The organism is Deinococcus sp. YIM 134068, from assembly GCF_036543075.1.
Taxonomy (GTDB): domain Bacteria; phylum Deinococcota; class Deinococci; order Deinococcales; family Deinococcaceae; genus Deinococcus; species Deinococcus lichenicola.
Window position 1 is genome coordinate 1 of record NZ_JAZHPF010000014.1, and the last position, 24,982, is coordinate 24,982.

Below are 24,982 nucleotides of genomic sequence, written 5' to 3' on the forward strand. Positions count from 1 at the left end.
CTGAGCCGAAGCTCTCAGGTACAGCTTGATGCCTCGCTTGCGCTTGGCTTGTCGAGTCCGAAGACTCCTCACACGTCTGGAGTTCCTCGGGGGAGGAACCGCGTGTACCCCCCTGTCGGGCGGCCCTGCTCTCGCATCTCTTCGCCTGTCATGCTCCCCGCCTCGCTTGAGGCTCAGAAAAGATACAGGCTAAACCCAAAGCTGTCAACCCTTGCGCCAGCCTGGGTGGGTCTGGCAGAGGCAGATCAAGAAGACCTAATCGGGCCGCATCATCTGGCTGATGCCCAACTCCCCAGTCACAAGAAGGTTCTGCCCGGCGTCCACTTCCTGCTCGGTGGCCCGCTCGCCGACGCGCTGAGACTGGCGGCGGCGTACGACCTCGCGGCGCGGGTGGGGGGAGGCCGTGGGAGGAGCGGGAGTGAGACGCGGAGACCAAAGACCTCATCTTCACAAAACGGGGGGATACGATTTTCGTGCGGACGTATTGGGCCATGTTGCTCATCTGGCTTGATGAATGGCCAACGGCTAGCCTCCAGCACAACTACGGCAGAAGAAGCTCTACGAGCAACTGCTCATTTGCTCGTAAAATCCAAAAGGCGTAACGCATCTAAAATCTAAGTCCGCTCACTCTTATACTTACTTTATTCCTGATGTATCAAATATATAAATTTTTCGGACCATTCCGCTCTCACATAGCCGGACTTGTTGAGGAAGTCAATCTACCGCTTACGTGGGTAACAAGGGCCATCTTCTACGTTCCCATTACAGTTGTTCTTATGGTGGAGGTTTTTGTCGCGATCACGCTTGTCTTTGCATCCTTTCGATTCAGCAGACACAAATTCTTTGTGATAAACAGCGGCGCAGCAGGACTAATGGTATGCCTTCTCATCTTTCTGTATGGTGCCGTCTATCTCCAGTTCAAACCGATCTTAGATTTTGTGACGCGCTGACAGCGGGAGTCAGCCGACCACCTCCTTGTCTACCCCTCCACGTCTCCCCCGCCCCACCGCGCGCCTATCCTCTCCTCATGCAAGGGGCGCGAATCATCCGGGTGTTCGGGGACTGACGTTTCCGGCCCGCGCGCCCACGTCCACCCCCGCGAGGCAGGCGGGGGCTTTTTCTTGGAGGGACGGACCTCTTGAGGGAGACTGAGGCATGACGCAAACGCAAGACTTCACGCCCGGCTCGCTGGACGCGCAGGACGTGCTGCGGCTGGCGCTGACGAGCAAGGTGTACGGGGCGGCGGTGGAGACGCCGCTGAGCGCCGCGCCGGGCATCAGCGCCCGCACGGGGAATACCGTGTGGCTCAAGCGCGAAGACCAGCAGCCCATCTTCTCGTTCAAGCTGCGCGGGGCCTACAACCGCATGAGCCAGCTCACCCCCGAGGAGGCCGCGCGGGGCGTGATCTGCGCCTCTGCGGGCAATCACGCTCAGGGAGTGGCTTTCGCCGCCCAGCAGCTCAGCCTGCGCGCGGTGATCGTGATGCCCGTGACCACCCCGGAGATCAAGGTACGGGCGTGTCAGGCGCGCGGCGCGTCGGTTGTCCTCCACGGCGATTCCTTCAGCGACGCGGAGGCTCACGCCTACACCCTCCAGCGCGACCTCGGCCTGACCTTCGTCCACCCCTACGACGACCCGCTGGTGCTGGCCGGGCAGGGCACCATCGCGCTGGAACTGCTGCGGCAGGTCGAGGGCGGCGCGTACACCGTGTTCGTGCCCGTGGGCGGCGGCGGCCTGATCGCGGGGGTGGCCTCGGTGCTCAAGGCGCTGTGGGCGGACGTGCGGATCGTCGGCGTGGAGCCGGACGACAGCGACGCGATGTACCAGAGCCTGCGCGCGGGCGAGCGGGTGCGGCTGGACACCGTGGGCATCTTCGTGGACGGGGTAGCGGTCAAGCAGGTCGGCGCGTACACCTTCGACCTCACGCGGCGCTATGTGGACGACTGGGTGCGGGTGAACACCGACGAGGTGTGCGCGGCGATCAAGGACGTGTTCGACGACACGCGGGCCGTGATGGAACCCGCCGGGGCGCTCGCGGTGGCGGGGCTGAAGAAGTATGCCGCCGAGCGGGGGTTGAGGGGAGAAACGCTCGTGGCCCTCACCTGTGGCGCGAACATGAACTTTGACCGCCTGCGCCACGTCGCCGAGCGGTCCGAGATCGGCGAGCGGCGGGAGGCGACCCTCGCCGTGACCATTCCCGAGCGGCCCGGTGCCTTCCGCGCGTTCATCGAGGTGATCGGGCCGCGCGCCATCACCGAATTCAACTACCGCTACGCGCCCCGTGCCGAGGCCCGCGTGTTCGTCGGCGTGCAGCTTCGGCACGCGGGCGAACGCGCCGAACTCGTGGACACCCTCACCGCGCACGGCTACGGCGTCACCGACCTCACCGACGACGAACTCGCCAAAGTCCACATCCGCCACATGGTCGGCGGTCGCGCCCCCGAGGCCACCGACGAGCGGGTGTACTCCTTCACCTTCCCCGAGCGCCCCGGTGCCCTGCTGGAGTTCCTCACCCACCTCCACGCGGGTTGGAACATCAGCCTCTTCCACTACCGCAACCACGGCAGCGCCCACGGTCGCGTCCTCGCCGGAATCCAGGTGCCCGACGCCGAGCTGGACGACTTCGCCGCCTTCCTCGCCGGGGTGGGCTATCCGGCGCAGGAGATGACGGAGAACGCGGCGTATCGGCTGTTTTTGACGTAGTTCTCAGCCATCAGCCGTCAGCAGGAGGGGCTTTTGCTGACGGTTGAAAGCTGACCGCTGACGGCTCTCAAGGCAGCTCCACCACCCGAACATTCCCGTCCCGCGCGCTGAGGTACGCCATCCTCTTCCCGTCGGGACTGACGTTCCAATCGCCCTGCCGCACCTGATCGCCGAGGTCGCCGAGGGTGCGCCACGCGTTGCCCTGAACGTCATACTCGCGCAGGACGTGGGGGGAGCCGTCGGGACGGAGGGGGACGAGGAGGAGGCGTCGGGCGTCGCGCCAGCGATAGGAGCCGAAGGCGTCCAGGCGGCGGGGAGCCGCGCCCGACGTGGGCCGCACCCACAGGCCGTTGCGTGCCGCCGAGTCGAAGGCGACGTAATAGATCACGCGCGAGCCGTCCGGGCTGACGCTCACCCCCCGGAAGGAGAGGGCGGAGGCGAGGACGCGACGGGCACCCGTGCGCGTGTCCAGCGTGAACAGGTCGCGGTCGCGGCCCTGCGGGGTGCGCTTGCCGTTCAGGAGGAGGACGTTCTCGCTGAGCCACCCGCTGATGCCGCCGCCATAGAGGGTGGCGACCTGACGAGGCGAGCCGAACACGTCCGCCACGAACACGCGCGAGGAGCGGCGGTCGAAGTTCCCCGCCGTGTCGCTGCGGGTATACGCCAGCCGATTCTCCGAGGCCGTCCACGCCACATCGCCGCCGCGCGTGGGGAGGGTGAAGCGCCGACTGTCCGCGAGCCGTTCGATGGTCGTGTTCTCGCCTGTACCCGGCCTGACCGCCCAGCGCAGCTTCGGCGAGAAAAAGGCGACGGTGGAGAAGCGGCGCGTGACCTCTCCCCCGTTCACCGGAACCTGATAGATGCCCGTGGAGGCCCGCGCGGGCGGCCCGTCGAGGAAGAGGAGCGCCCGCGAGTCCGGCGTCCACACCGCGCCGGGGCAGCACGTTCCCGACAGCACCGCCCGCGACGGCAGCCCCTTCGTGGGCAGGGCGGCGAGGGCGGGGGCCGTGAGGGCGAGGGCCAGCGCGAGCGTGCGCCTCATCGCGCCCCTCCCGGCGAGGGCGGCCACGGGCGCGCGAATTCGTTGAGAATCGCCCCGCCCCGGCGCACCTCCGGCTGGGATTCCGGCGTCTGCCACCTGCGCGGGGCCGAGAGGTCGTACTCGTACCCGCGCCCAAAAGAACCTGCCAGCGCGAGCGAGTCCCAGTCGGCGGCGATGTACGGCAGTGGGTTGAAGAAGCGCTGGTGAGAGCGGTCGCGCAATTCGAGGTGCAGGTGCGGGGCACTCACGCAGGTGAACTGCGAGTCGCCGCTCTGCCCGATGACCTGCCCGCGCGTCACCCGCTGCCCGACCCGCAGCGACGACCGGACCCGCAGGTGCCCGTACAGGCTGCTGAGGTTGCCCGCGTGGTTGATGACGATGTTGTGCGGCGGGCTGCCGTGCGGGCCGTCCACTTCGGCCACCACCCCGTCCCCGATGGAGCGAACGGGCGTGCCACAGGGGGCGCTGAAATCCAGCCCCGCGTGGACCCCCTGGAGGTTGACGTAGGTGCTGCGGCGCTGGCGGTACGCGCCCGTCGTGTTGCCGTAGCCCTGCCCCAGCAGCCACGAGTTCGGCCCCGGTGCCCCCGCGAACGGCAGGCCGAACTGCCGCGCGGGCCTTGCGATGGCGCTGTCCGGCAGGGCGGGCGCGTAGTGTGCCCACGCCACCGCCCCCCCCGCCAGCAGGGCACCCAGCCCCCAACTTCTCTTCCGCATGAGGGATGCTGACGCACGGGGACCCGCGAAACGGTGCGGAGGCTTACAGGAGCGTTCCTGGGAGAGAGGGAGGTGGACCCGGACAGCAGCCGAATCCACCCCTTTCCACGGGTCCGAGGTCAGCGCAACGAGAGGCTGAAGCCGTTTCCGAAGCTGATCTGGAGGGTGGTCGCCGCCTGCGAGCGGAAGGTCCGCGTCGTCAGCGCGTTCGTGAGCGGCTGCCCGTGCGGTACGACGACGATTCGGTGCTCGCCCGGCCCCACCCGCAGCCGCGTGGCCTGCTGACGCGTCACGTTGTCCAGCACCTTGCGGCCATCGAGGTACACGTCCACCCGGCTGATCTCGGCGCGGCGGGCCTGCGAGGGCTGAGCGGGCTGGCGCTGGGACTGTGCCTGACCATTGCGGTTCGGGGTGGTCTGGGTCTGAGTCTGTCTCGTCTGAGCCTGGTCCGGCTGCTGCTGGGTCGGCTGTTGCGTCCGGGTCGGCTGTTGCGTCCGGTTCGTCGGTGGGCACGCCTGCCGCCCGTCCGTCTGGGGCTGGCCGTCACGGGGAGCACAGACCTGAGCGGGATTCGCCTGTGCCGAGCGATTCGGTCCGGCATTCGATTGGGCGAGGGCACCGCCGCCGAGCAGGCTGGCACTCAACAACACGCTGGTGAACAGGGTGAGGGGACGACGCATACTTCCTCCTTTGAACGGGACTTCCGGCGAGGGTGCCGGGAAGCTGTCTTTGACCTTTTCCAGTCGGAGCGTCCGACCTGCCGCCAGCATGGGCCGCCCGCATCCAGATCGCGTCCACGCCGGATGCAGGAATGACGAAGGAAAGCCTTGTCTGCCTCCCCTCAAGGGGAGGTGCCCCGAAAGGGCGGAGCGGTCGCCTCCGGCTGCACCATCCTCCCCACCCATCCAAACGTCGCGGTGGCCCAAGCGAGCGATTCAGCTTCCAAACCTTCTCCCCCCTCCCCGCTATACTTCCCGGTCTATGGCCCGCCCAGCCTGAGAGATGAGGCGGCGGGCAGCGGCGGAACCTCCTTTGACGCCTGGAGATTCCGACACCGAAAGGAGCGTCCACATTGCGCCCAGACTCCAGTCTTCCGGCCCACATGCGCCGGGTGCGCCTCCAGACTTCCGTCTGGTCGCTGCCTCTCCTCCTCCCCACCCTGAAAACGCGCCTCATGGCAAAGCCAATCGGCGCTGGGTGGTTCGCTCCGCTCGCCGCCCTGACGGGCGTGGAGGTCTTTTATGCATAAAATCGCCATCGTGGGCCGACCGAACGTCGGCAAGTCCAGCCTGTTCAACCGTCTCGTGGGACGGCGCGAGGCCGTCGTCGCCGACTTCCCCGGCGTGACGCGCGACGCGAAAGAAGGGCTGATGCTCTACCACAACCACCGCATCACCCTCGTGGACACGGGCGGGTTGTGGAGCGGGGACGAGTGGGAGCAGGCCATCCGCGAGAAGGCCGAGTGGGCGATGGAGGGCGCGCAGGCCGTGATCTTCGTCCTCGACCCGCGCGAGGGACTCTCAGCCGCCGACTACGAGGTCGCCGAGTGGCTACGCAAGCTCGGTAAGCCCGTCATCGCCGTCGCCAACAAGATCGACAGCCCCAAACACGACGTGTACCTCGCCGAGCTGTGGGGCCTGGGCTTCGGCGACCCCATTCCCGTCAGCGCCGAACACGCGCGCGGCCTGGACGACCTGATGGACCGGGTGCTGTCCCACCTCCCCGTCGACGACGAGGACGTGCCGGAGATTGCGCCCATCCGCATCTCCCTCATCGGTCGCCCGAACGTGGGCAAGTCGAGCCTCCTGAACGCGATCACCCAGAGCGAGCGGGCCATCGTCGCCGACCAGCCGGGCACCACCCGCGACAGCCTCGACGTGGAGTGGAACTACGGCGGGCAACGCTTCGTCCTCGTGGACACGGCGGGCATCCGCAAGAAGCCGGACACCGCCATCGAGGAGTACGCGATCCAGCGCAGCCAGGCGGCCATCGAGAGAAGCGACCTGATCTGGCTCGTCGTGAACGCCACCGAGATCGGCGACCACGAACTCAAGCTCGCCAACCTTGCCTACGACAGCGGCAAGCCCGTCATCGTGGTCGTGAACAAGTGGGACCTCGTGCCCGACGAGGAGCTGAAGCGCACCGAGCGGGACCTGAACCAGAAGCTCCATCACATCTCATACGCGCCGCGCGTCTACACCTCGGCCATCAACGACTACGGCATCCACGACATGCTCGCCGAGGCGATGAAGCTGCACGAGAAGTGGCAGAGCCGCACGCCCACCGCCGAACTCAACCGCTGGCTGGACATCTGGCAGATGCGTCAGGCCGTGCCCAACTTCCACGGCAAGCCGCTGAGGATGTACTTCATGACCCAGGTGGAGACGGCCCCGCCCACCTTCGCGGTCTTCTGCAACCGCGCCGACTTCGTGACCCGCGCCTACGAGGGTTTTCTCCAGAACCGCATCCGCGAGGACCTGGGGATGGCCGGGGTGCCCGTGCGCCTGAAGTGGAAGGAGAAGGGGCCGTACAGGAAGGGGAAGAAGGGGGAAGCGGCGGAGGCGTAGGGGCTGTTGGCTTGTCGTTCGTGGACCGGGGGAAACCTCGGTTCACTTGCTTTTGGGAAGATGGTGGCTTCTTCGTCCATTCGGCAGAGACCGACCTCCGCCAACTCGCGCTTTCAGGTGTCAGGAGACTGCCGCAGCATGGGCGTATGAGACTTGTCACCGCGCCCTACCTCGAACAGACGGCGGGCTGGCCCTCCACCGGGCGTCACATCCTCGCGCAGTTTGACGACACATCCGTCGTCGTGTATCAGGCGTACCGTCCGGCCATCGGGCACCACGCCGCCACTCACGGTCGCTTCGGCGGCGAGTACAGCTTCTCGCGCATGAGCTGGATCAAGCCGAATTTCCTGTGGATGATGTATCGCTCCGGCTGGGGCACGAAGCCCGATCAGGAGGTGACGCTCGCCCTGCGGCTGAGGCGGGAGGGCTTCGAGGAGCTGTTGGCACAGGCCGTCGCGTCCTCCTTCGGGGCCTCGCCCTTCTCCACCCAGGAGAGCTGGCGGGCCGCGCTGCAACAGTCCGACGTGCGCCTCCAGTGGGACCCGGACCACGACCCGGCAGGGCAACCGTTGGCGCGGCGGGCCATCCAACTCGGCTTACGCGGCAGGGCGCTGCGCCGCCTCAACGACGAGTGGCTGCTGGATGTGGAGGACATCAGCGACTTCGTGCGGGAGCAGCGTGCCCACATCGCCACCCCGGAGAGGTTGCTTACGCCGCTGGAGCGGGTCTATCCCGTCTTCAATTCAGCGACCGCTGAACGCCTCGGCCTGGGGTGAGTTACGCCCTCCCCTTTCCCTCCCGCATCGCCACCCAGTCCTCCCACGCGAGCGCGGGCAGCAGCACGAAGCTCCCGACGAACAGCGTGGCAATCGCCGCCGGGATGCGTACCGCCGTCCTCCCGTTCAGCACGAGGTAGAGCGCCCCGAGGCTGCTGAGAACGCCGATGTCCATGAACATGACGCGGGCAAAGGTGCTCTGCCGCAGCGTGCCCACGGTGCCGAGGTCGCCGGTCTGGGCGCGTCCGAGGATGGCAGTCAGGACGAGGAGACCGAAGAGGACGCCGTAGAGCTTGAGCCGTTCGGGGCCGGGCGTGCGGTATCTCTCCAACCAGGCGGGCGCGGGTTTCGTCATGGCCCAGCGTACCCGTTCGAGGGTCGGGAAAAAGCCGGGACGAACCCTGAACGCTCCTCACACCCGCCCCCGCTCGCGCCGTGGGTACGGTAGGCTATGTCAACCTTCCTGCGGTGGATGCTGAGCGGTCTCCTCGTCTTCAGCCTCGCGGCGTGCGGCCCTGCGGGCGAGGGGGACGACGACGAGGACGGCACGGCGGTCGAGCAGAACGAGGGCGGGGGCGACGGGGACGACAACGACAACGACGAGGGCAACTGAATACGGTCACACTCTGCGGCCTGCTTAAGCGCCACACTGACGCATGACCTCAGCCCGTCTGCCCGCCGCGCTGGTCCTCGCCGCCACTCTGCTCACCGCCCCGGCGTGGGCGCAGAACGACACGCCGCAGGTCCGCTTCGTCCCCTTCGTGAGCGGATTAGAGCAGGTGACGACCCTGACACACGCGGGCGACGGTTCGGGCCGGATGTACGCGACCGAGCAGCGGGGCCTCGTGCGAGTGATCGAGGGCGGACGGCTGCGCGCCCAACCCTTCCTCGACGTGAGCAACCTGACCCGCGCGGGCGGCGAGCGCGGGCTGCTGGGCCTCACCTTCGACCCGGCCTATAAGACCAACCGCCGCCTCTACGTCCACTACACCGACCGGGGCGGGAACACGGTGCTCGCGCGCTACACGGCCACCCCCGACTTCAGCCGCGCCGACCCGCAGAGCGCCCGCATCCTCTTCACCGCCGAGCAGCCCTACGCCAACCACAACGGCGGTCAGGTCGCCTTCGGTCCCGACGGCTTCTTGTACCTGGGGCTGGGCGACGGCGGCAGCGGCGGCGATCCGCAGAACAACGGGCAGAAGCTCGGCACGCCGCTGGGCAAGCTCCTGCGCTTCGACGTGAAGGGCAACGAGGCGCGGCCCGCCCCCGGCAATCCCTTCCTCAACCGGGAGGGCGTGAACCCCAACATTTGGGCCTACGGGCTGCGGAACCCGTGGCGCTTCTCCTTCGACCGGGAGACGGGCGACCTGATCATCGCGGACGTGGGCCAGAACGAGTACGAGGAGGTCAACCGCCAGCCCCGCGCGAGCAAGGGCGGCGAGAACTACGGCTGGCGCATCCGTGAGGCGAGGAGCTGCTTCGAGCCGTCGGACGGTTGCCGCACCCAGGACCTCGTGGACCCCGTGTTGCAGTACGGGCGCAACGAGGGCCAGAGCATCACGGGCGGCTACGTGTACCGGGGAAATGCCGTCCCCGCGCTCAAGGGCCAGTACGTCTTCGCCGACTTCGGCACGGGCAACGTCTGGGCCTCCCGCACGAACGGGCAGAACTGGAGCAAGGTCCGCCTGGGTCGCGTGCAGAACCCCTCCACCTTCGGCGAGGACGAGGCGGGCGAGGTGTACGTGGCGGAGTACGGAAGCGGGCGGGTGCTGCGGCTGGGGCGGTGAGGAATTCACCCTCCCCAAGTTCCTTACACTTTATGATGTTTGGTAAGGAAGGAGGGGACTATGAATCGCATCGTCCGCAGCACCATCACGAGCAAGGGTCAGATCACCCTGCCCAAAGCCATCCGCGATCACCTGCGCGTGAGTGGGGGGGAGCAGATCGAGTTCGTCGTGGACGGCGAGACCGTCACCGTCCGCAGCGTCACGCCGTCGCAGAATCCCTTCGCCGCCTGGTTGGGTGTCGCCCCTTTGCCAGATGGGCAGACCGTGGCTGGTCTCATCCGGGAGATGCGCGACGGGGAGGACGGCCCGGACCCGGCGCGTGAGGGGGGACCGGGGGCGCGCGTCGTCCACCTCCACTTCGGCGAACCCATCCCCAGGAATTGACGGCGTGCGAGTTAGCCTCGACACGAACATCATCGTGGGCATCTGGTCGGGCACACCCGAAGGCCAGCGAGATTTGCTGACCCTTCAACACCTCCAGCAGGGCGGCGACGAGTTGCTCGTCTGCGGTGTGGTGTACACCGAGTTGTGTGCCCATCCCGGCATGAACCGCTCTCGGGTGGACGCCTTCCTGACCTCGACCAACATAGACCTGGACTCGTCCATGCCGCCCACCGTGTGGGCCGACGCGGCAGATGTAAATCACGCCTACCAGGTCCGGCGGCGGCGTGGTGGCGTCTCCATCCCAAAGCGGGTTGTGCCCGACTTTCTCATCGGCGCGCACGCCCTCCACCGCGCCGACCGGCTCATGACTCGCAACGGCGCGGATTTCAACGACTTCCCCACCCTGACTCTGTTCGTACCCGTGCCCTAACGCAGAGATGGAGTTAAGACAAGCTCACCCCACCTCGACGACCTCCTCCACCCCCCCGTCCTCGTCCACGCGGAGTCGGGGGGTGCCGAGCGGAACGGTGAGGGTGACGGTCCGCAGATACGCCTGCATCCGCTCGGGCATCTCGGAAAGTTGGAAGGGCGTGCGCGGTGCGGCGACGAGGCGGTAGACGCCCGGCTCGCCCGGCACATGGTCGTAGACGTAGGCTCCCCGGCGCTGCGGAGGCGTGAGGTGTTCGTCGAAACCGCCCGCGACCGCGCCCGGTTCCTCGGTTTCGGGCCGCACGTCGATCCAGACGTGGACGGACTCCAGCAGCTCCTCGGACGCGAGCGCCGCCGCCGGAACGTGGGGGTCGCCCGCCGCCAGAAACTGCGCGACGTGCCCCCGCTCGTCGGTGGCGAACCAGTCGAACTCCACGCCCGTGATCTCCTCGCGGGTGATGACGGTATGGCCTTCCGTCAGGCTCACGCCGCGCCCCCCGCCGCAAAGGCCGCCGCGACGACCTCGCGCGCCTCGGCCATGACCTGCCGCAAGTGTTCCGCGCCCTTGAAGCTCTCGGCGTAAATCTTGTACACGTCCTCCGTGCCGCTCGGGCGGGCGGCGAACCAGGCGTGGTCAGTCGTGACCTTCAGGCCGCCGATGGGTTCGTTGTTGCCGGGCGCGCGGGTCAGCTTGGCGGTGATGGGGTCGCCCGCGAGGGTGGAGGCCGTGACCTGTTCCGGGCTGAGGTTGGCGAGGACCTTCTTCTGCGCGCCGTTGGCGGGGGCGTCCTGGCGGTCGTAGGCGGTCTCGCCGTACCGCTCCGTCAGCGCGGCGAAGCGTTGGCTGGGCGTCTGTCCCGTCTTCGCCGTCATCTCGGCGGCGAGGAGGCCGGGGATGAGGCCGTCCTTGTCGGTGCTCCACGCGCCGCCGTTCATCCGCAGGAAGCTCGCGCCCGCGCTCTCCTCGCCGCCGAAGCCGAAGGAGCCGTCCAGCAGACCCGCGACGAAGTACTTGAAGCCGACGGGCACCTCCACCACCCGCCGCCCAATCCCCGCGCCCACCCGGTCGATCAGGGCGCTAGAGACGAGCGTCTTGCCGATGCCCGCGTCCGCCCGCCAGCCGGGGCGATTCTGGAACAGGTACTCGATCATCACCGCGAGGTAGTGGTTGGGGTTCATCAGCCCGTCCGAGGTCACGATGCCGTGGCGGTCGGCGTCGGGGTCGTTGCCCACGGCCACGTCGTAGTCGTCCTTGAGGGCCAGCAGGCTCGCCATCGCCCACGGGCTGGAGCAGTCCATCCGAATCTTGCCGTCGCGGTCCACGCTCATAAAGGCGAAGCGGGGGTCCACCGCCGGGTTCACGATGGTGAGACTCAGGCCGTGCTGCTCCTTGATCGCCTCCCACACGGGCAGGCTGGCCCCACCGAGGGGGTCCACGCCCAGGCGCACGCCGCTCTCCCGGATGGCGGCGAGGTCCACCACCTCCCCGAGTTCGGCCACGTAGGGCGTGATGAAATCGCAGGGGTCCAGCCCGGCGAGCGCGTCGTCCAGACTCACCCGCTTGACCTCTCGCAACCCACCTTCCAGAATCGCGTTCGCCCGCTCCTGCACGGCCCGCGTCACGTCGGTGTCGGCGGGGCCGCCGCTCGGCGGGTTGTACTTGAAGCCGCCGTCCTGCGGGGGGTTGTGGCTCGGCGTGATGACGATGCCGTCCGCCGTGCCGCCCTGCCCCGCCCGGTTGTGACCCAGGATCGCGTGGCTGACGAGGGGCGTGGGCGTGAAGAAGCCCGGTTGGGCGCGCACCTGCACCCCGTTGGCGATCAGGACCTCCACCGCCGACATCCACGCGGGTTCGGAGAGGGCGTGAGTGTCCAGCCCCAGGTACAGCGGCCCGGTGATGCCCACCGCCGCCCGGTATTCGGCGACCGCCTGCGAGACGGCGAGGATGTGCGCCTCGTTGAAGGTGCCGTTCAGTGACGTGCCCCGGTGCCCGCTCGTGCCGAAGGAGACCCGTTGCGCCACGTTCCCCACGTCGGGCCGCTTCTCGTAGTAGGAGGCGACCAGCCGGGGAATGTTCGTCAGGAGGCTCTGCGGGGCGGTCTTGCCGGCGAGGTCGCTGAGGGTCATGGGGGCAGTTTAAGCAGTCAGGGTGCCCGTCCCTCAAGGCGGCGGCTCGCAGCGCGTTTACGAAGTCTTGGCAAGGGACGCCGGGCACCGCGTTTCGCTGGTGGCTGGAAGCTGGCCGCTGGCTGCCCTCCCAGCGTGAACCTCGTCGCGGAAGCCCCCACCCCTCCCCGCGTACCCTGACCCTATGCGCGAGTTTCTGAACGACTGGTGGCGGCTGCTCAAGCTCATCCTCGGGTCGGTGGCGGTGCCGGTGATCCTGTGGCTCCTGCTGGTGTGGGCGGGCGTGCTGCGGTAAGGAGTTGAGTTTGGGCAAGCGAGGTTTGTTACCCCTCCCAGCCTCCTCACAAACGCTTGATGTGCATTAAGCATTAAGAAGACAAGCGTGCCGGATATGTTTTTTTCTCCCTCTCCCCTTGCGGGAGAGGGTCGGGGAGAGGGGTGACGAGCAACGCTCGTCCTTCTGCCAGAGGGCGAAGACGCTCCCACCACCCGATCTGCAATTCACATCAGGCGTCACAGGGAGGGAGGAGCAACAAGACTCAGCCGCTCGCCTTCATGGGCAGCCAGTCGAAAATCGAGCTGACCTCCCCACTTTGTTCCTGGCGACTGGCGACCCCCTCCCGGTGACACCCTGGAACCACTCCCAGCGCCGCTCACCTCTTCGGCGCGTGATACGGTCGCCCCATGACGGATGACCGCAAGGGGACGGGGCGGGGCAAGAGGACGAACAGCTTCGAACATGCGCTCGTGCTGCCGACGGCGCGGGTGACGGAGGAGGCTGCCCTCGCTGCGAGCCATCTCGTGGGCATGGGCGACAAGAACGAGGTGGACGGCGCGGCGACCGAGGCGATGCGTGAGCTGCTCAACACGCTCGACATCCGGGGCACGGTCGTCATCGGCGAGGGCGAGATGGACGAGGCCCCCATGCTCTACATCGGCGAGACGCTGGGGCAGGGGCAGTATGAGGTGGACATCGCCGTGGACCCGGTGGAGGGCACCGTCGTCACGGCGAAGGGGTTGCCCAACGGGCTGGCCGTCATCGCCCTCTCGGAGCGTGGCGGGCTGATGCACGCGCCCGACTGCTACATGGAAAAGCTGGTGGTGCCGCCCCCCGCCGCCGGGCGGGTGCATCTCGACTGGCCCATCGAGGCCAACCTCAGCGTCCTCGCCCAGAGCCTCGACCGCGACGTGGAGGATTTGCTCATCACCATCCTCGACCGCGAGCGCCACGAGAGCCTGATTCAGCGGGTGCGGGAGGCGGGTGCCCGCGTCAAGCTCATCGGCGACGGCGACGTGGTGGCGAGCCTCGCGGTCGGGGTGCGCGGCACGGGCGTCCACGCGCTGATGGGGTCGGGCGGTGCGCCGGAGGGCGTGCTGAGCGCGGCGGCCCTCAAGTGCCTCGGTGCCGAGATTCAGGGCCGCTTCATCGCCGAGGACGACGCGATGCGCGAACGCTTCCGCACGATGGGCGTGGAGGAGGGGCGCGTCTACAAGACGAACGATCTCGCGCCCGGCGAGCAGATCGTCTTCAGCGCCACGGGCATCACCTACGGCGAGCTGCTCAACGGCGTGCGGCGCTTCGGCGGGGGTGCCCGCACCCACACCCTCGTCATGGGCTACGCCTCGCGCGTCGTGCGCTTCATCGACAGCGTTCACCTGGAGGATGACAAGGCGCGCGTGACGATCCGGGTGTGAGGTGGGCTGGAAGGGTGGGCTGTTGGGTCGCTCCCTCTGACAGCGGGTCTGCGACTCACACCGGCCCTCTCCCACGAACGCTTGATGTGAGTTGCGAACCGGGCAAAAGAAGCGTTGTCTTCGTCCAGCAGGAGGCCGAGCGGTGCTCGTCACCCCCCTCCCCAACCCTCCCCCACAAGGAGGGAGGGAGAACAAAGTATCTCTAGGACGCTTGCCTTCTCCTGCACATCAAGCGTCACCAGGGAGGAGGGAGGAAATCACCTCTAGCTTCACCGACCGTTCAACATTGAAGAATCTGCTGCTCTGGGTTAGGGTGAGGCATGACGACTGCTGCCCCCATCCGAATGACCATCGTCTATTACTCGACCTACGGCACGAACTACCAGATGGCCGAGGTCGCCGCCGAGGCCGCGCGGGAGGCAGGAGCGGAGGTCCGTTTGGTCAAGGCGCGCGAGACCGCCCCTCCCGAGGTCGTGAACGGGCAGGAGGCGTGGAAGGCCCAACTGGAGCGCACGGCCCATATCCCCGACGCGACCGTGGCCGACCTGGAGAACGTGGACGCCATCCTCTTCAGCACCCCCACCCGCTTCGGCGGCGCGGCGAGCCAGATTCGCGCTTACGTCGATACATTGGGCGGGCTGTGGGGCAGCGGGGCGCTGGCCGACAAGACCTTCAGCGCCATGACGAGCGCGCAGAATCCCAACGGCGGGCAGGAGACGACGCTCCAGACGCTGTACGTGATGGCGATGCACTGGGGCGCGATCCTGGTGCCGCCCGGTTACACGGACAAGGTGATCTTCGCGTCGGGCGGCAACCCCTACGGCGCGAGCGTGACGGCCAACGGCGAGCCGCTGAGCGACGAGGACAAGGCCACCATCCGCCACCAGGCCCGGCGTCAGGTCGAGCTGACGCGGCGGCTCAAGGGCTGAGGGTCAAGAGGAGACGCGCCCTGGGACGGACCGGGACGCGTTTCCTCTTGACCCTCAGCGGGGGTACAGGTCCCGGAAATACGGACCCCGCACGTTGGCCGCTGGACGCAGGGCCGAGTAGGGAAGCGTCACCGTCTCCGCGCAGGCGAAGGCGACGTGGGGCAGACCGGACGGCGTGAGGGCGAGGCCCTTGCCCGTCAGGTGCGCCGTGAACTTCGGTTCGCGGTCCGTCAGCACGTCGCGGCAGATGCCGTCCGCCCGACCGTGGGCGAGGGAGAGGGCGGAGAGGCGCGCGGGGGTCAGGCCCGGCCAGAGCGCCGTGACGGGCACTTCCCGTCCTGTCGCGCGGTCGAGGATCAGGCCCACGTCGTAGGCGTCGGGATGCACCCCGCCGCAGGAGTACGAGGCCGTCTCGAACAGGCTGACGAGGCGGCGGCCCTGCCACGTCACGCGGGCGGTGAGCGTGTAGCCGTCACCCGACTCGCGGCCCGGCGGCTGACCCAGGTCCGACGTGCAGGTGAGGGCGTTCGCGGCGTGTTCGAGCTGGCGGTCTTGCAGGGCGGCATTCAGCGCGGCACTTCCGTTCGAGATGCGTGGGTAGGACACCCCGCTGAGCGGTTCGCGGACGCCGCCCGCCTCCCTCACCCACGCCCGGTTGAGCTTGAGGAAGGTCAGGGGGTCGGACGCGCGCAGCCGCCGCAGGCCGGGCGAGCTGGGCAGGTTGAGGGGCAGGCGCGTCACGTCGAGCGGGGCGAGAGCGACGGGGAGGGTCCTCCGCCCGTCCGGGCCGGTCCAGGTTCCCGACAGTGCCGCCCCGGCGCGGCGCAGGCGAAGGCACCCGGTCACTCTTCTGCGGCCCTCGGCCACCGACCAGACCTCCTCCCGCAGGAGCAGGGTGTCACCCGTCCAGCCCGGCACGAGCGCAATGTTCACGCCCCGCCGCTCATAGAAATACCGCGCCTCCTCGCCGTCCTCCCCCTTTCCCAGCGCGAGGGCGACGGGCAGACCACCCACGCTGCCCCGGAAAACGCCCGACTCCGCCCACGTCGGGACGCCCGCCTGCCCCTCACACACCTGCTGGGCCGTGGCCGACGCGCCGAGGAGCAACGTCCCCACCACTGCATCCATCAAGCCGCGCATGGAAGCAGGCTACCCCGTGCGGCTGTCGAAGGTCCCGGAGCGCAGGAGTTCCGCCTGTTCCCGCCCGAAGGGGGTGTGGGCGGTGGCCCATGCCACGGCGGCCTCCACGTCGTAGGGGACGGCACGGAAGTCCACAGTCCACACGTCCAGACGGCGTTCGAGCAGCGTCCAGCGGGCGCGCGGGTCGCCGTCCACCTGATCGCTCACGGCACCTGCGTTCACCACGAGGGTGTCCCCCACACGGGTCGCGCCGGGGCGGTGGGTGTGGCCGCATAGCACGACCTCGGCACCGAGCGGCTGAACGAGCGCCCGCAGCTCGCGCGGGTCGCGGGCACGGTAGAAGCCTCCGCCCGCCGGGTCCGCTTGCCAGACCCACAGCAGGCTCTCCCAGGTGCTCGCGGGCGTGCCGTGACAGGCGAGGAGGGCACCGTCCAGCGCGCAGGCCGTGAGGGGCAGGGCGGCCAGCCGGGCGAGCATGCCCGCGTCCACATGGGCCTCCAGCCACGCCCCGTAGGCGCGGGTAAGGGGCGAGCGGCGACCGCCGGGCCACAGCTTTTCCTCGTTGTTGCCGCGCACCTCCAGCGCCCCGGCCTCCGCCAGTTCCGCCTGCCATGCCGCCGCGCAGGCCGGGTCCGCCGCACCCTCCACCTGATCGCCCAGGTTCACGGTCAGGTCGGGGGCCGCCGCCCGCACCTCGCGCAAGACGGCCTCCAGCGCGAAGGCGTTGCCGTGAACGTCGCCGATCACCGCCACCCTCACCAGTCCCGCCTCACGGGTGCAGGCTAACGCCGCCCGGTAGGATACGGGTCATGAGCATCCTGCCCGACTGGCGCATCCGCGAACTCGCCCGAGCGGGGATGATCGAACCCTTCGAGGACCGCCTCGTGCGGACCGCCGAGAACGCCAGCGTCATCTCCTACGGCCTGAGCAGCTTCGGCTACGACCTGCGCTGTGCCGACGAGTGGAAGGTCTTCACCAACGTCCACGGTGCCCTCGTGGACCCCAAGAACTTCGATGCCCGCTCCTTCGTGGACATTCAGGCGAATGAAATTATCATTCCGCCGAACTCGTTTGTCTTAGCACGGAGCTTGGAGTACATACGGATTCCCGACAACGTGATGGTGGTGGCGCTCGGCAAGTCTACCTACGCCCGCTGCTTCTCCGGCGATACGCGCGTCGCGCTCGTGGATGGTCGCGCCCCCACGCTGGAGGAGATGGCGGAGGGAGCCGGGCGGGGCGAAGTGTACTTCGGCTACAGTGTCGGTCCACGCGGGCAGGTGATGGTGACGGAATTGACGGCCCCGCGCCTCGTGGGCCGGGACACGCTGCTGGAGGTCACGCTCGACAACGGTCGGGTCGTCCACGCCACGCCCGACCACGAGTTCCTGCTGCGCGACGGGGCGATGCGGCCCGCCGGGGAACTGCGGCCCGGCGCGTCCCTGATGCCGCTGTACCGTTCGCTGCGGCGCGGGTATGAGATGACCTTCCAGCCCCTGACGGGCCACATGCTCGCCACCCACCGCCTCGCGGACGCCTGGAACCTCCGGCACGGCGTCTACCCGGAGCAGCCCGGCACCCACCGCCACCACCTCGACGGCGACCGGCTGAACAACAATCCGTGGAACCTCACCCGCATGGAGGCGAGCGCCCACATCCGGTGGCACAACACCCGGAACTACGGCGAGGACTTCGACGCGCAGGCCCACGGCGCGGCCATCGGGGACGCCCTGACGCGTCTGCGAGAGGACGACGCATGGTACGCGCGCTACCGGGCCGCCCAGGCGAGCCGCGCGACGCGCTTCTGGACAGAAGACGCCTACGCTTCCCAACGCGCCGCCCTGCTGGAATACCACCGGACCCGCTGGACCGAGGAGGAACGGGAGGCCCAACGCGCGAGGCAGGAGGCGTACTGGACGGCCCACCCGGAGGCCCGAACAGCTCAGGGCCAGCGTTCTCAGGCCGCGTGGGAACGGGGCGGCAGCGAGCGCCGCGAACGGCAGGCCGCCCACGCCCGCACCCTCAAGCTGCGCGAGGACATCACCGAGGAGGCGGTACGCCGGGCACTCGACGCCACCGGCTCCCTGCGCGGCGTGGCCCGCCTCCTCAACGTGGACCGCAGCGCCTTCCGCCGCTTCCCGCACGTCATCGCCGAGTTCCGGGGCCAGCCTGGACGGGGCCGACCCAGCGCCAACCACAAAGTCACCCACATCCGTGAGCTGGCAGGAGACCACGACGTGTACTGCCTGACGGTGCCGGAGGCGGGCAATTTCGCCCTCGATGCCGGAGTCTTCGTGAGCAATTGCGGCATCGTCGCAAACGTAACTCCTTTAGAACCCGGCTGGGAAGGCCATGTCACCCTCGAATTTAGTAATACAACTCCTCTTCCCGCCAAGATGTACGCCAACGAGGGCTGCGTTCAGCTTCTCTTCTTCGAGGGTGAGCGGCCCGAAGTCACGTACGGCGACCGTCAGGGGAAGTATCAAGGACAGAAGGGCGTCACCCTTCCGAAGATGTGAGGGAAGAGATGGAATCCAAAGAGAATTCAAAACTCACCCCCGGCCTGCTGGCCCTCGCCGCCCTGTTCATAGGCGCGGGCATCCTCCATTTCGTGAGACCGGAGCCGTTCGACCGGATCGTGCCGCCGGGGCTGCCCCTCCCCGCGCGCACGGCCACCCTCGTCAGCGGGGCGGCGGAGATTGCGGGCGGGCTGGGACTCCTCCATCCGGCCACGCGCCCGGCGGCCCGGCTGGGACTCCTCACCCTCCTCGTCGCCGTGTTCCCGGCGAACGTCCTCATGGCGCAGCACCCCGAACGCTTCCGCCCGCTGCCGGAGTGGGGACTGTGGGCGCGGCTGCCGCTCCAACCGCTGCTGATGTGGCTCGTGTGGCGGGCGGGGAGGGGGCGCTAATCCGCCCGCAGACCTTCCAGCGCGGCGCGTAACTCGGCGGGAAGCTCGGTCGGGCGGCGGGTCCCCCGGTCCACGTAGACATGGACGAAGTGGCCCTGCGCGCAGGCCGCGTCCTCCCCCTCGCGGAAGACGGCGAGTTCGTAGCGCACGCTGCTGCGGCCCACATGGGCGACCCGCACGCCGACGCTCAGCAGCTCGGGGAACGCGGCGGGGGCGAAGAAGGCACAGCCCGTCTCCACGACCAGCCCGATCACGGTGCCCGCGTGTGGGTCCAGCGCCCCCCGCGCGGCGAGGTAGGCGTTCACGGCGGTGTCGAAGTAGGCGTAGTAGGTGACGTTGTTGACGTGCCCGTACACGTCGTTGTCCGCCCAGCGGGTCGGGGTGGGGTGGTGATGGGGGTAGGCGGTGCGCGCTTCGGGGGTGGGCCGGGTCATGCGACGAGCGTAGAACGTGGGCGATGGACCGTGGGCTACGAGCCGTGAGCTAAAAAGGGGCGAGTCCCCCCAACGGCCTTCAAGGTCAGGGAGACTCGCGGTTCTGGCGCTGGCGACTGGAAGCTGGCGACCCTTCCGAATCAGCCGCTGCTTCGCTGAACGGTCGAGCCTTCCGGAACGGGTGAGGCCGAGTGGAACACGCCCAGACGCGGCAGCACCCAGCGGTCGAGGCCCCACCAGCCCGCCACCCGCCACCCGAGGACGAGCCACGTCGCCAGGATGAACAGCACGGGGTTGGAGGACAGCGTGCCCGCCAGCAGGAAGTTCGCGTTCATCAGGCCGCCGAAGAAGGCGGCGATGCCCGTCAGCAGGCCCAGGATCAGGGCGATGCCGACGGCCACCTCGCCGAACGCCACGAGATACGAGAACAGGGTGGCATTGGGCAGCGCGACGTTCTCGATGAACCACGCGTACCACCCCGTCACCGAGGGCCGCTCCCCGCCCGCCCGTTCCAGAGCGCCACGCAGGAAGCCGCCGATGGCGGTGCCTGCCCCCGACCCGACCCAGGCGGGGTCCGTGACCTTGTGCCAGCCCGCCTGTAGCCATTGCCAGCCCACATAGACGCGAATCAGGGTCCACAGGGGTGCGAGGCGCGTGTCGGCGAAGAGCAGCCGGGAGAGGCGAGGTTCGTTTACGGTGGGAGCTTGAGTGACAGTCATGTCCGTCTCCTTGTCGAGAAGATCGTCCCGCCGTCCCATTACCACGTCGTTACGGGCCGTCCCTGTAACGCCCCCTCGCTACACTGCCCCGCATGGACAATCTGGTAGTCACGGTGGCGAAGCGCACGCCCATCGGCAGCTTTCTGGGCACCCTCGCGGACGTGAGCGCCGCCGATCTCGCCATCACGGTAGCGAAGTCAGTGCTGGAGGGCGTGAACGGCGACGACGTGGCCGACGTGATCGTGGGCAACGTGCTTCAGGCCGGGCAGGGCATGAACGTCGCCCGGCAGGTCGCGGTGAAGTCGGGCCTTCCCCAGCACGTGCCGGGCCTGACGGTGAACCGAGTCTGTGGCTCCGGCCTCCAGGCGGTCATCAGCGCCGCGCAGGGCCTCCGGGCCGGGGACGGCAGGCTCTACCTCGCGGGCGGCACCGAGAGCATGAGCGGGGCACCGCACCTCCTCCCCCGCGCCCGGCAGGGCTACCGGCTGGGGCACGTGCAGGCGCGCGACTCCATCCTCAGCGAGGGCCTGACCGACGCCTTCCACGACATTCATATGGGCCTCACCGCCGAGAACATCGCCGAGCAGTGGGGGCTGAGCCGCGAGGAGCAGGACGCCTTCGCGCTGGAAACGCAGAACCGCACCGCCCGCGCCATCGAGCAGGGTCACTTCAAGACCGAGACCGTGCCCGTCGAGGTGCCGGGCAGGAAGGGGCCGACCCTGTTCGACACCGACGAGTACCCGCGCGCCACGAGCATGGAGGCCCTCGCCAAGCTGAGGCCCGCCTTCAAGAAGGACGGCACGGTGACGGCTGGGAACGCGAGCGGGCTGAACGACGGCGCGGCCATGCTCGTCGTGACGACCGAGGACTACGCGGCGGCGAACGGGCTGCCCGTGCTGGCCGAACTCGTGAGCTACGCGGCCATCGGTGTTGATCCGGCCATCATGGGCATCGGTCCGGCCAGGGCTGTTCCCATCGCACTCGATAAGGCGGGAATGACGCTCGCGGACGTGGACCTGCTGGAGCTGAACGAGGCGTTCGCGGCGCAGAGTCTGGCGGTCATTCGTGATCTGGGGGCCGACCCGGCGAGGGTGAACATCACGGGTGGCGCAATTTCGCTGGGGCATCCTATCGGGGCGTCGGGGGCGCGGGTGCTGACGACCCTGATTCACTCGCTGCGGCGGGAGGGCAAGGAGACGGGCGTGGCGAGCCTGTGCATCGGTGGCGGCATGGGCATCGCTGTGGTTGTGCGGGCGCGGTAGCGGTGAGGGTCGCGCTCGCCCTGCTTCTAAATGAACCGTCGTCGGGGTAGACGGCGAGTCCGACGCCTAGCATGACCCCATGACCGACCCTGCCCCCGATCCGTCCCCCGAACAGAGTTTCTTCGCCACCATCCAGAAGAACGACGAGGCAGGCGTCCGCGAGTGGCTGGCCCACGACCCGGCGCTCCTGCGTGCCCTGAGTCCGCTCGGCGTCTCGCCCATCCTCTTCGCCACGTACTACGGGAAACACGACCTCGCCCGCGTGCTGATCGGGGCCATGCGGGAGGCGGGCCTGCCCCTGACCGTCTTCGAGGCCGCCGCGACGGGGGAACTGGCCGACCTGGGGGGGCAGTTGGACGCGCGGCCCAACCTCCTGAACGCCCACAGCCCCGACGGCTTCACGCCGCTCGGCCTCGCCGCCTTCTTCGCGCGGGAGGAGGTTGCCGCCGAACTGCTCACGCGCGGGGCGGACGTGAACCGGGCGAGCACGAACGCGATGGGTGCCCGCCCTCTCCACTCTGCCGTGGCGGGAGACCACACGGCCCTCGCCCTGCGGCTCCTGGAGGCGGGCGCGGACGTGAACGCCACGCAGCACGGCGGCTTCACGCCCCTCCTCGGCGCGGCGCAGAACGGGAACGCGGTACTGGTGGAGGCGCTCCTCTCGGTGGGCGCGGACCCGGCGGCCCGCACGGAGGAGGGCCGGGACGCGGCGGCCCTCGCCCGCGAGGAGGGACATGCGGCGGTCCTGGAGATTCTGAGCGCGTCACCGAGCGACCCTGAAGGAAGCCGGAAGGCACCCCTCACCCCCACGCGGAACACTGGGGCCATGACGAACGACCGAGACGGACGCAAGGACGGCGGAATCGACGCCCCCGACGGGCCACCCACCGGCGAGCCGATCAACGAGCTGACCAGACAGCCCGACCATCACACGGGCTACCAGACCCGCGACCCGAAAGACACCTCCCAGCCCTTCTACACGACCACGCCCCCCGAGGACCGGGTGAGCAGCGCCGACGAGGGCAAGTACGAACCCGTGCAGGTCCCCGACCCCAAAGAAGTGACCGGGCAGTTCGACCACCTCGCCACCCGTGACCCGGCGGCGATGGAACACACACTCCAGGACGCCGAGTTTGCAGGAGCACAGACGGTCGGCCCCGGCCTCGATCCCGCCGTCCTCAATGCCGTGGCCCCCGGCGAACTCGGCCTCACCGCCAACATCAGCGCCTCCCTGGAGCGCCAGCGCGAGGCCATTGACCCCAACCCCGGTTACACGCCCCCCAGCCAGAAGATTCAACCCGACCTCGGCTCCACCCCCGGCGACCTGCCGCGCGGCCTGCGCCCCGAGCTTCAGGAGGCGGTGCGGGGGGACGGGGACCCGAAGGACACGTAGCGGTCGCCAGTCGCCAGAAGAAACCCCCGCCACTCGGACGGGGGCTTTTTGCTGACCGCTGACGGCTGATAGCTGACGGCTACAGACTAATCAGGAACGGGTCCTCCAACGTCTCGCAGATCGCCCGCACGAAGCGCGCGGCGTCGGCCCCGTCGATGAGGCGGTGGTCGTAGGTCAGCGAGAGGGGCAGCATGTTGCGCGGCTCGAAGGCTCCCGTCTCGCGGTTCCACACCGGCTCGAAGCCGCCGCGCGACACGCCGAGAATGGCGACCTCCGGCGCGTTGACGATGGGCGTGAAGGCGTAGCCGCCGATGCCGCCGAGGTTGGAGATGGTGAAGGTCGCGCCCTGCATCTCGTCGGGTTTGAGCTTGCGCTCGCGCGCCTTGCCCGCCAGCTCGTTCAGCTCCAGCACGATCTCGGTGATGCTCTTGCGGTCGGCGTCCTTGAGGACGGGGACGAGCAGGCCCTGCGGAGTGTCCACCGCCACCCCGAGGTTCACGTAGTCCTTGTAGACGACCTGCTGGGCGGCGAGGTCGAGCGACGCCCCGAACTTGGGGTACTTCCGCAACACATTCGCCACGACCTTCATCAGGATGTGGGTCATCGTGAGCTTGCCGCCCGCCTTCTCCACCCGCGCGCCGAACTGCTTTCTCGTCTCCTCCATCCGGGTCACGTCCGCCTTGTCGAAGTGCGTGACCATCGGAATGGCGGTGGAGGCCGTCATGGAGCGCACGGTCGCCTTGCGGATGCCGCTCATGTCCTCGCGGCGCACGGTGCCCCATTTCTCGAAATTGGGGAGGGCGGTGGCGGCAGCGGCGGGGGCCGGAGCGGCGGGCTGAGACGGGGCGGGCGTCGGCTGGGGGGCGGGTTGGGCAGCAGGTTGAGGGGCGACAGGCTGAGCGGCGGGCGCTGCCGGCTGACTCGCCGTACGCCTCACGTCCTCCTCGCTGATGCGTCCGGCAACCCCGGTGCCCTGCACGGAGCGGAGGTCCACCCCCAGCTCACGGGCGAGGCGGCGCACCGTGGGCGAGGCGGGCAGCACCGGGCGACCGTCGAAGGTCGGCGGCGTGGGCGGGGGGGCGGTGGGCGTGCTCACGGGTTGGCCCGCCTGCTCCTTCTGCGCGTCCACCTGCGCCTGCGCGACGCGGTTCGCCGTGTTCGGATCGGCGGCCACGGCGGTACTTTCGGCCTCGGCGGCGGGACCGACCATGCCGGGCGCGGTGCTGGGCTGGCTCGTCGCGTCGCCACCCGAGGCAGGCTGAGCGGTACCGGACGGCACGCCCCCGGCCAGCGTCAGGATGACCCCGCCCACCTTCACGGCGTCGCCCACCTTCACCGCCACGTCCTGCACGGTCCCGGCGGCGTTCGCGGGCACCTCAACCACGGCCTTGTCCGTCTCGATCTCGATGACGGGCTGGCCCTCGGTGATCGTGTCTCCGGGCTTGACGAGAACCGTGACGACCGTGCCCTGCTCGATGTTGTCGCCCACGTCGGGGAGGGTGACTTGGGCACCGCCCGCCGAGCCTCCACCCGACGTTCCCCCACCTTGCGTGGGTTGCCCGGCCTGCTCGCGTTGCGCGTCCTGCTGGGCCTGGGCGACGCGGTTCGCCGTGTTGGAATCGGAGGCCGTCGCGGGCGCTTCCGGTTCGGCGGCGGGGCTGGTGGGCGCGGCACTTCCAGCCGAAGCCGCCCCGCCCGCCAGCGTCAGAATTGTGCCGCCGACGGGCACCGTGTCGCCCACCTTGACCTGCACGGCCTCGACGGTGCCGCCCGCGCTGGCCGGAACCTCGACCACCGCCTTGTCGGTCTCGATCTCGATGATGGGCTGGCCCTCGCTGATACTGTCGCCGGGCTTGACCAGCAGCGTGACGACCGTGCCCTGCTCGATGTTGTCGCCCACGTCGGGGAGTTTGAGTTCGGTAGCCATATTGGACTCCTTCGGAGTGTCTAGGGTCTGACGGTCAAACCGTC

The 24,982-nt window shown here is 68.7% G+C and carries 24 protein-coding genes; 13 read left to right on the plus strand and 11 right to left on the minus strand.

All coding sequences use genetic code 11. From position 1 onward, the window contains the following. The first annotated feature begins 1,155 nt into the window (after window positions 1-1,155). The gene (ilvA, locus tag V3W47_RS13320) at window positions 1,156-2,703 is read left to right on the plus strand and encodes a threonine ammonia-lyase, biosynthetic (RefSeq protein ID WP_331825710.1); all 1,548 of its coding nucleotides are present in this window, start codon (window positions 1,156-1,158) and stop codon (window positions 2,701-2,703) included. A gap of 67 nt (window positions 2,704-2,770) precedes the next feature. On the opposite strand, the gene V3W47_RS13325 is transcribed toward ilvA, so the two are convergent. From V3W47_RS13325 to V3W47_RS13335, 3 genes are all read right to left on the minus strand, one after another. Continuing rightward, window positions 2,771-3,745: a hypothetical protein gene (locus V3W47_RS13325; RefSeq protein WP_331825711.1), complete on the minus strand. Its 975-nt coding sequence runs from the start codon at window positions 3,743-3,745 to the stop codon at window positions 2,771-2,773. Further along, window positions 3,742-4,461 (minus strand): M23 family metallopeptidase, encoded by a 720-nt coding sequence (locus V3W47_RS13330; RefSeq protein ID WP_331825712.1) that lies wholly within the window; start codon window positions 4,459-4,461, stop codon window positions 3,742-3,744. Before V3W47_RS13330 ends, V3W47_RS13325 begins: the two co-directional genes overlap by 4 nt. A 119-nt stretch (window positions 4,462-4,580) precedes the next feature. Further along, window positions 4,581-5,141 (minus strand): hypothetical protein, encoded by a 561-nt coding sequence (locus V3W47_RS13335; RefSeq protein WP_331825713.1) that lies wholly within the window; start codon window positions 5,139-5,141, stop codon window positions 4,581-4,583. 561 nt (window positions 5,142-5,702) lie between these two features. Here V3W47_RS13335 and der point away from each other — a divergent pair. Together der and V3W47_RS13345 are read left to right on the plus strand one after the other, a co-directional pair. Continuing rightward, the gene (gene der / locus V3W47_RS13340; RefSeq protein WP_331825714.1) at window positions 5,703-7,028 is read left to right on the plus strand and encodes a ribosome biogenesis GTPase Der; all 1,326 of its coding nucleotides are present in this window, start codon (window positions 5,703-5,705) and stop codon (window positions 7,026-7,028) included. A 146-nt stretch (window positions 7,029-7,174) separates the two neighbouring features. After that, entirely contained in the window at window positions 7,175-7,804 is a 630-nt protein-coding gene (locus tag V3W47_RS13345) for a DUF4291 domain-containing protein (protein WP_331825715.1), read from the plus strand. 1 nt (window position 7,805) lies between these two features. On the opposite strand, the gene V3W47_RS13350 is transcribed toward V3W47_RS13345, so the two are convergent. Continuing rightward, window positions 7,806-8,159 carry a hypothetical protein gene (locus V3W47_RS13350; RefSeq protein ID WP_331825716.1) on the minus strand — a complete coding sequence of 118 codons (354 nt, stop codon included), beginning with the start codon at window positions 8,157-8,159 and terminating at the stop codon, window positions 7,806-7,808. 96 nt (window positions 8,160-8,255) lie between these two features. On the opposite strand from V3W47_RS13350, the gene V3W47_RS13355 reads away from it, so the two are divergent. The 4 genes from V3W47_RS13355 to V3W47_RS13370 are packed head-to-tail and all read left to right on the plus strand — an operon-like array spanning window position 8,256 to window position 10,405. Then, a complete protein-coding gene (locus tag V3W47_RS13355; protein WP_331825717.1) occupies window positions 8,256-8,417 on the plus strand; it encodes a hypothetical protein in 162 nt (53 codons plus the stop codon). Window positions 8,418-8,460: 43 nt separating this feature from the next. Further along, window positions 8,461-9,591, plus strand: coding sequence for a PQQ-dependent sugar dehydrogenase (locus V3W47_RS13360; protein WP_331825718.1), 1,131 nt, complete (start codon window positions 8,461-8,463; stop codon window positions 9,589-9,591). Window positions 9,592-9,651: 60 nt separating this feature from the next. Then, window positions 9,652-9,975 carry an AbrB/MazE/SpoVT family DNA-binding domain-containing protein gene (locus V3W47_RS13365; RefSeq protein ID WP_331825719.1) on the plus strand — a complete coding sequence of 108 codons (324 nt, stop codon included), beginning with the start codon at window positions 9,652-9,654 and terminating at the stop codon, window positions 9,973-9,975. A 4-nt stretch (window positions 9,976-9,979) separates the two neighbouring features. After that, window positions 9,980-10,405 (plus strand): type II toxin-antitoxin system VapC family toxin, encoded by a 426-nt coding sequence (locus V3W47_RS13370; protein WP_331825720.1) that lies wholly within the window; start codon window positions 9,980-9,982, stop codon window positions 10,403-10,405. Window positions 10,406-10,429: 24 nt separating this feature from the next. On the opposite strand, the gene V3W47_RS13375 is transcribed toward V3W47_RS13370, so the two are convergent. Both V3W47_RS13375 and pgm read right to left on the minus strand, forming a co-directional pair. Continuing rightward, complete coding sequence (locus V3W47_RS13375) at window positions 10,430-10,891, minus strand: hypothetical protein (RefSeq protein WP_331825721.1); 462 nt, start codon at window positions 10,889-10,891, stop codon at window positions 10,430-10,432. Further along, window positions 10,888-12,531, minus strand: a complete 1,644-nt coding sequence (pgm, locus tag V3W47_RS13380) for a phosphoglucomutase (alpha-D-glucose-1,6-bisphosphate-dependent) (RefSeq protein WP_331825722.1) — start codon at window positions 12,529-12,531, stop codon at window positions 10,888-10,890. The genes V3W47_RS13375 and pgm overlap by 4 nt, the downstream gene beginning before the upstream one ends. A 684-nt stretch (window positions 12,532-13,215) precedes the next feature. Between pgm and glpX the strand changes: the two genes are divergently transcribed. Continuing rightward, entirely contained in the window at window positions 13,216-14,226 is a 1,011-nt protein-coding gene (gene glpX, locus V3W47_RS13385) for a class II fructose-bisphosphatase (RefSeq protein WP_331825723.1), read from the plus strand. 320 nt (window positions 14,227-14,546) lie between these two features. Beyond that, a complete protein-coding gene (gene wrbA / locus V3W47_RS13390; protein ID WP_331825724.1) occupies window positions 14,547-15,155 on the plus strand; it encodes an NAD(P)H:quinone oxidoreductase in 609 nt (202 codons plus the stop codon). Window positions 15,156-15,209: 54 nt separating this feature from the next. Here wrbA and V3W47_RS13395 read toward each other — a convergent pair whose 3' ends face one another. Both V3W47_RS13395 and V3W47_RS13400 read right to left on the minus strand, forming a co-directional pair. Beyond that, entirely contained in the window at window positions 15,210-16,295 is a 1,086-nt protein-coding gene (locus tag V3W47_RS13395) for a hypothetical protein (protein WP_331825725.1), read from the minus strand. Between the two features lie 9 nt (window positions 16,296-16,304). Further along, a complete protein-coding gene (locus tag V3W47_RS13400; RefSeq protein WP_331825726.1) occupies window positions 16,305-17,054 on the minus strand; it encodes a metallophosphoesterase family protein in 750 nt (249 codons plus the stop codon). A 50-nt stretch (window positions 17,055-17,104) separates the two neighbouring features. On the opposite strand from V3W47_RS13400, the gene V3W47_RS13410 reads away from it, so the two are divergent. Then, window positions 17,105-18,811, plus strand: coding sequence for a dCTP deaminase domain-containing protein (locus V3W47_RS13410; RefSeq protein ID WP_442877228.1), 1,707 nt, complete (start codon window positions 17,105-17,107; stop codon window positions 18,809-18,811). An 8-nt stretch (window positions 18,812-18,819) separates the two neighbouring features. After that, a complete protein-coding gene (locus tag V3W47_RS13420; RefSeq protein WP_331825727.1) occupies window positions 18,820-19,203 on the plus strand; it encodes a DoxX family protein in 384 nt (127 codons plus the stop codon). On the opposite strand, the gene V3W47_RS13425 is transcribed toward V3W47_RS13420, so the two are convergent. Further along, entirely contained in the window at window positions 19,200-19,637 is a 438-nt protein-coding gene (locus tag V3W47_RS13425) for an acyl-CoA thioesterase (protein ID WP_331825728.1), read from the minus strand. The genes V3W47_RS13420 and V3W47_RS13425 overlap by 4 nt on opposite strands. A gap of 140 nt (window positions 19,638-19,777) precedes the next feature. Next, the gene (locus V3W47_RS13430; RefSeq protein ID WP_331825729.1) at window positions 19,778-20,356 is read right to left on the minus strand and encodes a DoxX family membrane protein; all 579 of its coding nucleotides are present in this window, start codon (window positions 20,354-20,356) and stop codon (window positions 19,778-19,780) included. A gap of 92 nt (window positions 20,357-20,448) precedes the next feature. Between V3W47_RS13430 and V3W47_RS13435 the strand changes: the two genes are divergently transcribed. Together V3W47_RS13435 and V3W47_RS13440 are read left to right on the plus strand one after the other, a co-directional pair. Continuing rightward, entirely contained in the window at window positions 20,449-21,618 is a 1,170-nt protein-coding gene (locus V3W47_RS13435) for an acetyl-CoA C-acetyltransferase (RefSeq protein ID WP_331825730.1), read from the plus strand. Window positions 21,619-21,697: 79 nt separating this feature from the next. Further along, on the plus strand, window positions 21,698-23,011 hold the full coding sequence (locus V3W47_RS13440) for an ankyrin repeat domain-containing protein (protein ID WP_331825731.1): 1,314 nt from the start codon (window positions 21,698-21,700) through the stop codon (window positions 23,009-23,011). A 79-nt stretch (window positions 23,012-23,090) separates the two neighbouring features. Here the strand turns inward: V3W47_RS13440 and aceF are convergent, their stop codons facing one another. Beyond that, entirely contained in the window at window positions 23,091-24,938 is a 1,848-nt protein-coding gene (gene aceF, locus V3W47_RS13445; RefSeq protein WP_331825732.1) for a dihydrolipoyllysine-residue acetyltransferase, read from the minus strand. Between the last annotated feature and the right edge of the window lie 44 nt (window positions 24,939-24,982).

What these genes read in the sequence shown, in the direction of transcription:
- aceF (WP_331825732.1), bottom strand. Translation starts at nt 24,938, where the DNA reads ATGGCTACCGAACTCAAACTCCCCGACGTGGGCGACAACATCGAGCAG.
- glpX (WP_331825723.1), top strand. Translation starts at nt 13,216, where the DNA reads ATGACGGATGACCGCAAGGGGACGGGGCGGGGCAAGAGGACGAACAGC.
- V3W47_RS13365 (WP_331825719.1), top strand. Translation starts at nt 9,652, where the DNA reads ATGAATCGCATCGTCCGCAGCACCATCACGAGCAAGGGTCAGATCACC.
- V3W47_RS13395 (WP_331825725.1), bottom strand. Translation starts at nt 16,295, where the DNA reads ATGCGCGGCTTGATGGATGCAGTGGTGGGGACGTTGCTCCTCGGCGCG.
- V3W47_RS13325 (WP_331825711.1), bottom strand. Translation starts at nt 3,745, where the DNA reads ATGAGGCGCACGCTCGCGCTGGCCCTCGCCCTCACGGCCCCCGCCCTC.
- V3W47_RS13350 (WP_331825716.1), bottom strand. Translation starts at nt 8,159, where the DNA reads ATGACGAAACCCGCGCCCGCCTGGTTGGAGAGATACCGCACGCCCGGC.
- V3W47_RS13440 (WP_331825731.1), top strand. Translation starts at nt 21,698, where the DNA reads ATGACCGACCCTGCCCCCGATCCGTCCCCCGAACAGAGTTTCTTCGCC.
- V3W47_RS13330 (WP_331825712.1), bottom strand. Translation starts at nt 4,461, where the DNA reads ATGCGGAAGAGAAGTTGGGGGCTGGGTGCCCTGCTGGCGGGGGGGGCG.
- V3W47_RS13420 (WP_331825727.1), top strand. Translation starts at nt 18,820, where the DNA reads ATGGAATCCAAAGAGAATTCAAAACTCACCCCCGGCCTGCTGGCCCTC.
- V3W47_RS13435 (WP_331825730.1), top strand. Translation starts at nt 20,449, where the DNA reads ATGGACAATCTGGTAGTCACGGTGGCGAAGCGCACGCCCATCGGCAGC.
- V3W47_RS13360 (WP_331825718.1), top strand. Translation starts at nt 8,461, where the DNA reads ATGACCTCAGCCCGTCTGCCCGCCGCGCTGGTCCTCGCCGCCACTCTG.
- pgm (WP_331825722.1), bottom strand. Translation starts at nt 12,531, where the DNA reads ATGACCCTCAGCGACCTCGCCGGCAAGACCGCCCCGCAGAGCCTCCTG.
- ilvA (WP_331825710.1), top strand. Translation starts at nt 1,156, where the DNA reads ATGACGCAAACGCAAGACTTCACGCCCGGCTCGCTGGACGCGCAGGAC.
- der (WP_331825714.1), top strand. Translation starts at nt 5,703, where the DNA reads ATGCATAAAATCGCCATCGTGGGCCGACCGAACGTCGGCAAGTCCAGC.
- V3W47_RS13355 (WP_331825717.1), top strand. Translation starts at nt 8,256, where the DNA reads ATGTCAACCTTCCTGCGGTGGATGCTGAGCGGTCTCCTCGTCTTCAGC.
- wrbA (WP_331825724.1), top strand. Translation starts at nt 14,547, where the DNA reads ATGACGACTGCTGCCCCCATCCGAATGACCATCGTCTATTACTCGACC.
- V3W47_RS13425 (WP_331825728.1), bottom strand. Translation starts at nt 19,637, where the DNA reads ATGACCCGGCCCACCCCCGAAGCGCGCACCGCCTACCCCCATCACCAC.
- V3W47_RS13410 (WP_442877228.1), top strand. Translation starts at nt 17,105, where the DNA reads ATGAGCATCCTGCCCGACTGGCGCATCCGCGAACTCGCCCGAGCGGGG.
- V3W47_RS13430 (WP_331825729.1), bottom strand. Translation starts at nt 20,356, where the DNA reads ATGACTGTCACTCAAGCTCCCACCGTAAACGAACCTCGCCTCTCCCGG.
- V3W47_RS13345 (WP_331825715.1), top strand. Translation starts at nt 7,175, where the DNA reads ATGAGACTTGTCACCGCGCCCTACCTCGAACAGACGGCGGGCTGGCCC.
- V3W47_RS13335 (WP_331825713.1), bottom strand. Translation starts at nt 5,141, where the DNA reads ATGCGTCGTCCCCTCACCCTGTTCACCAGCGTGTTGTTGAGTGCCAGC.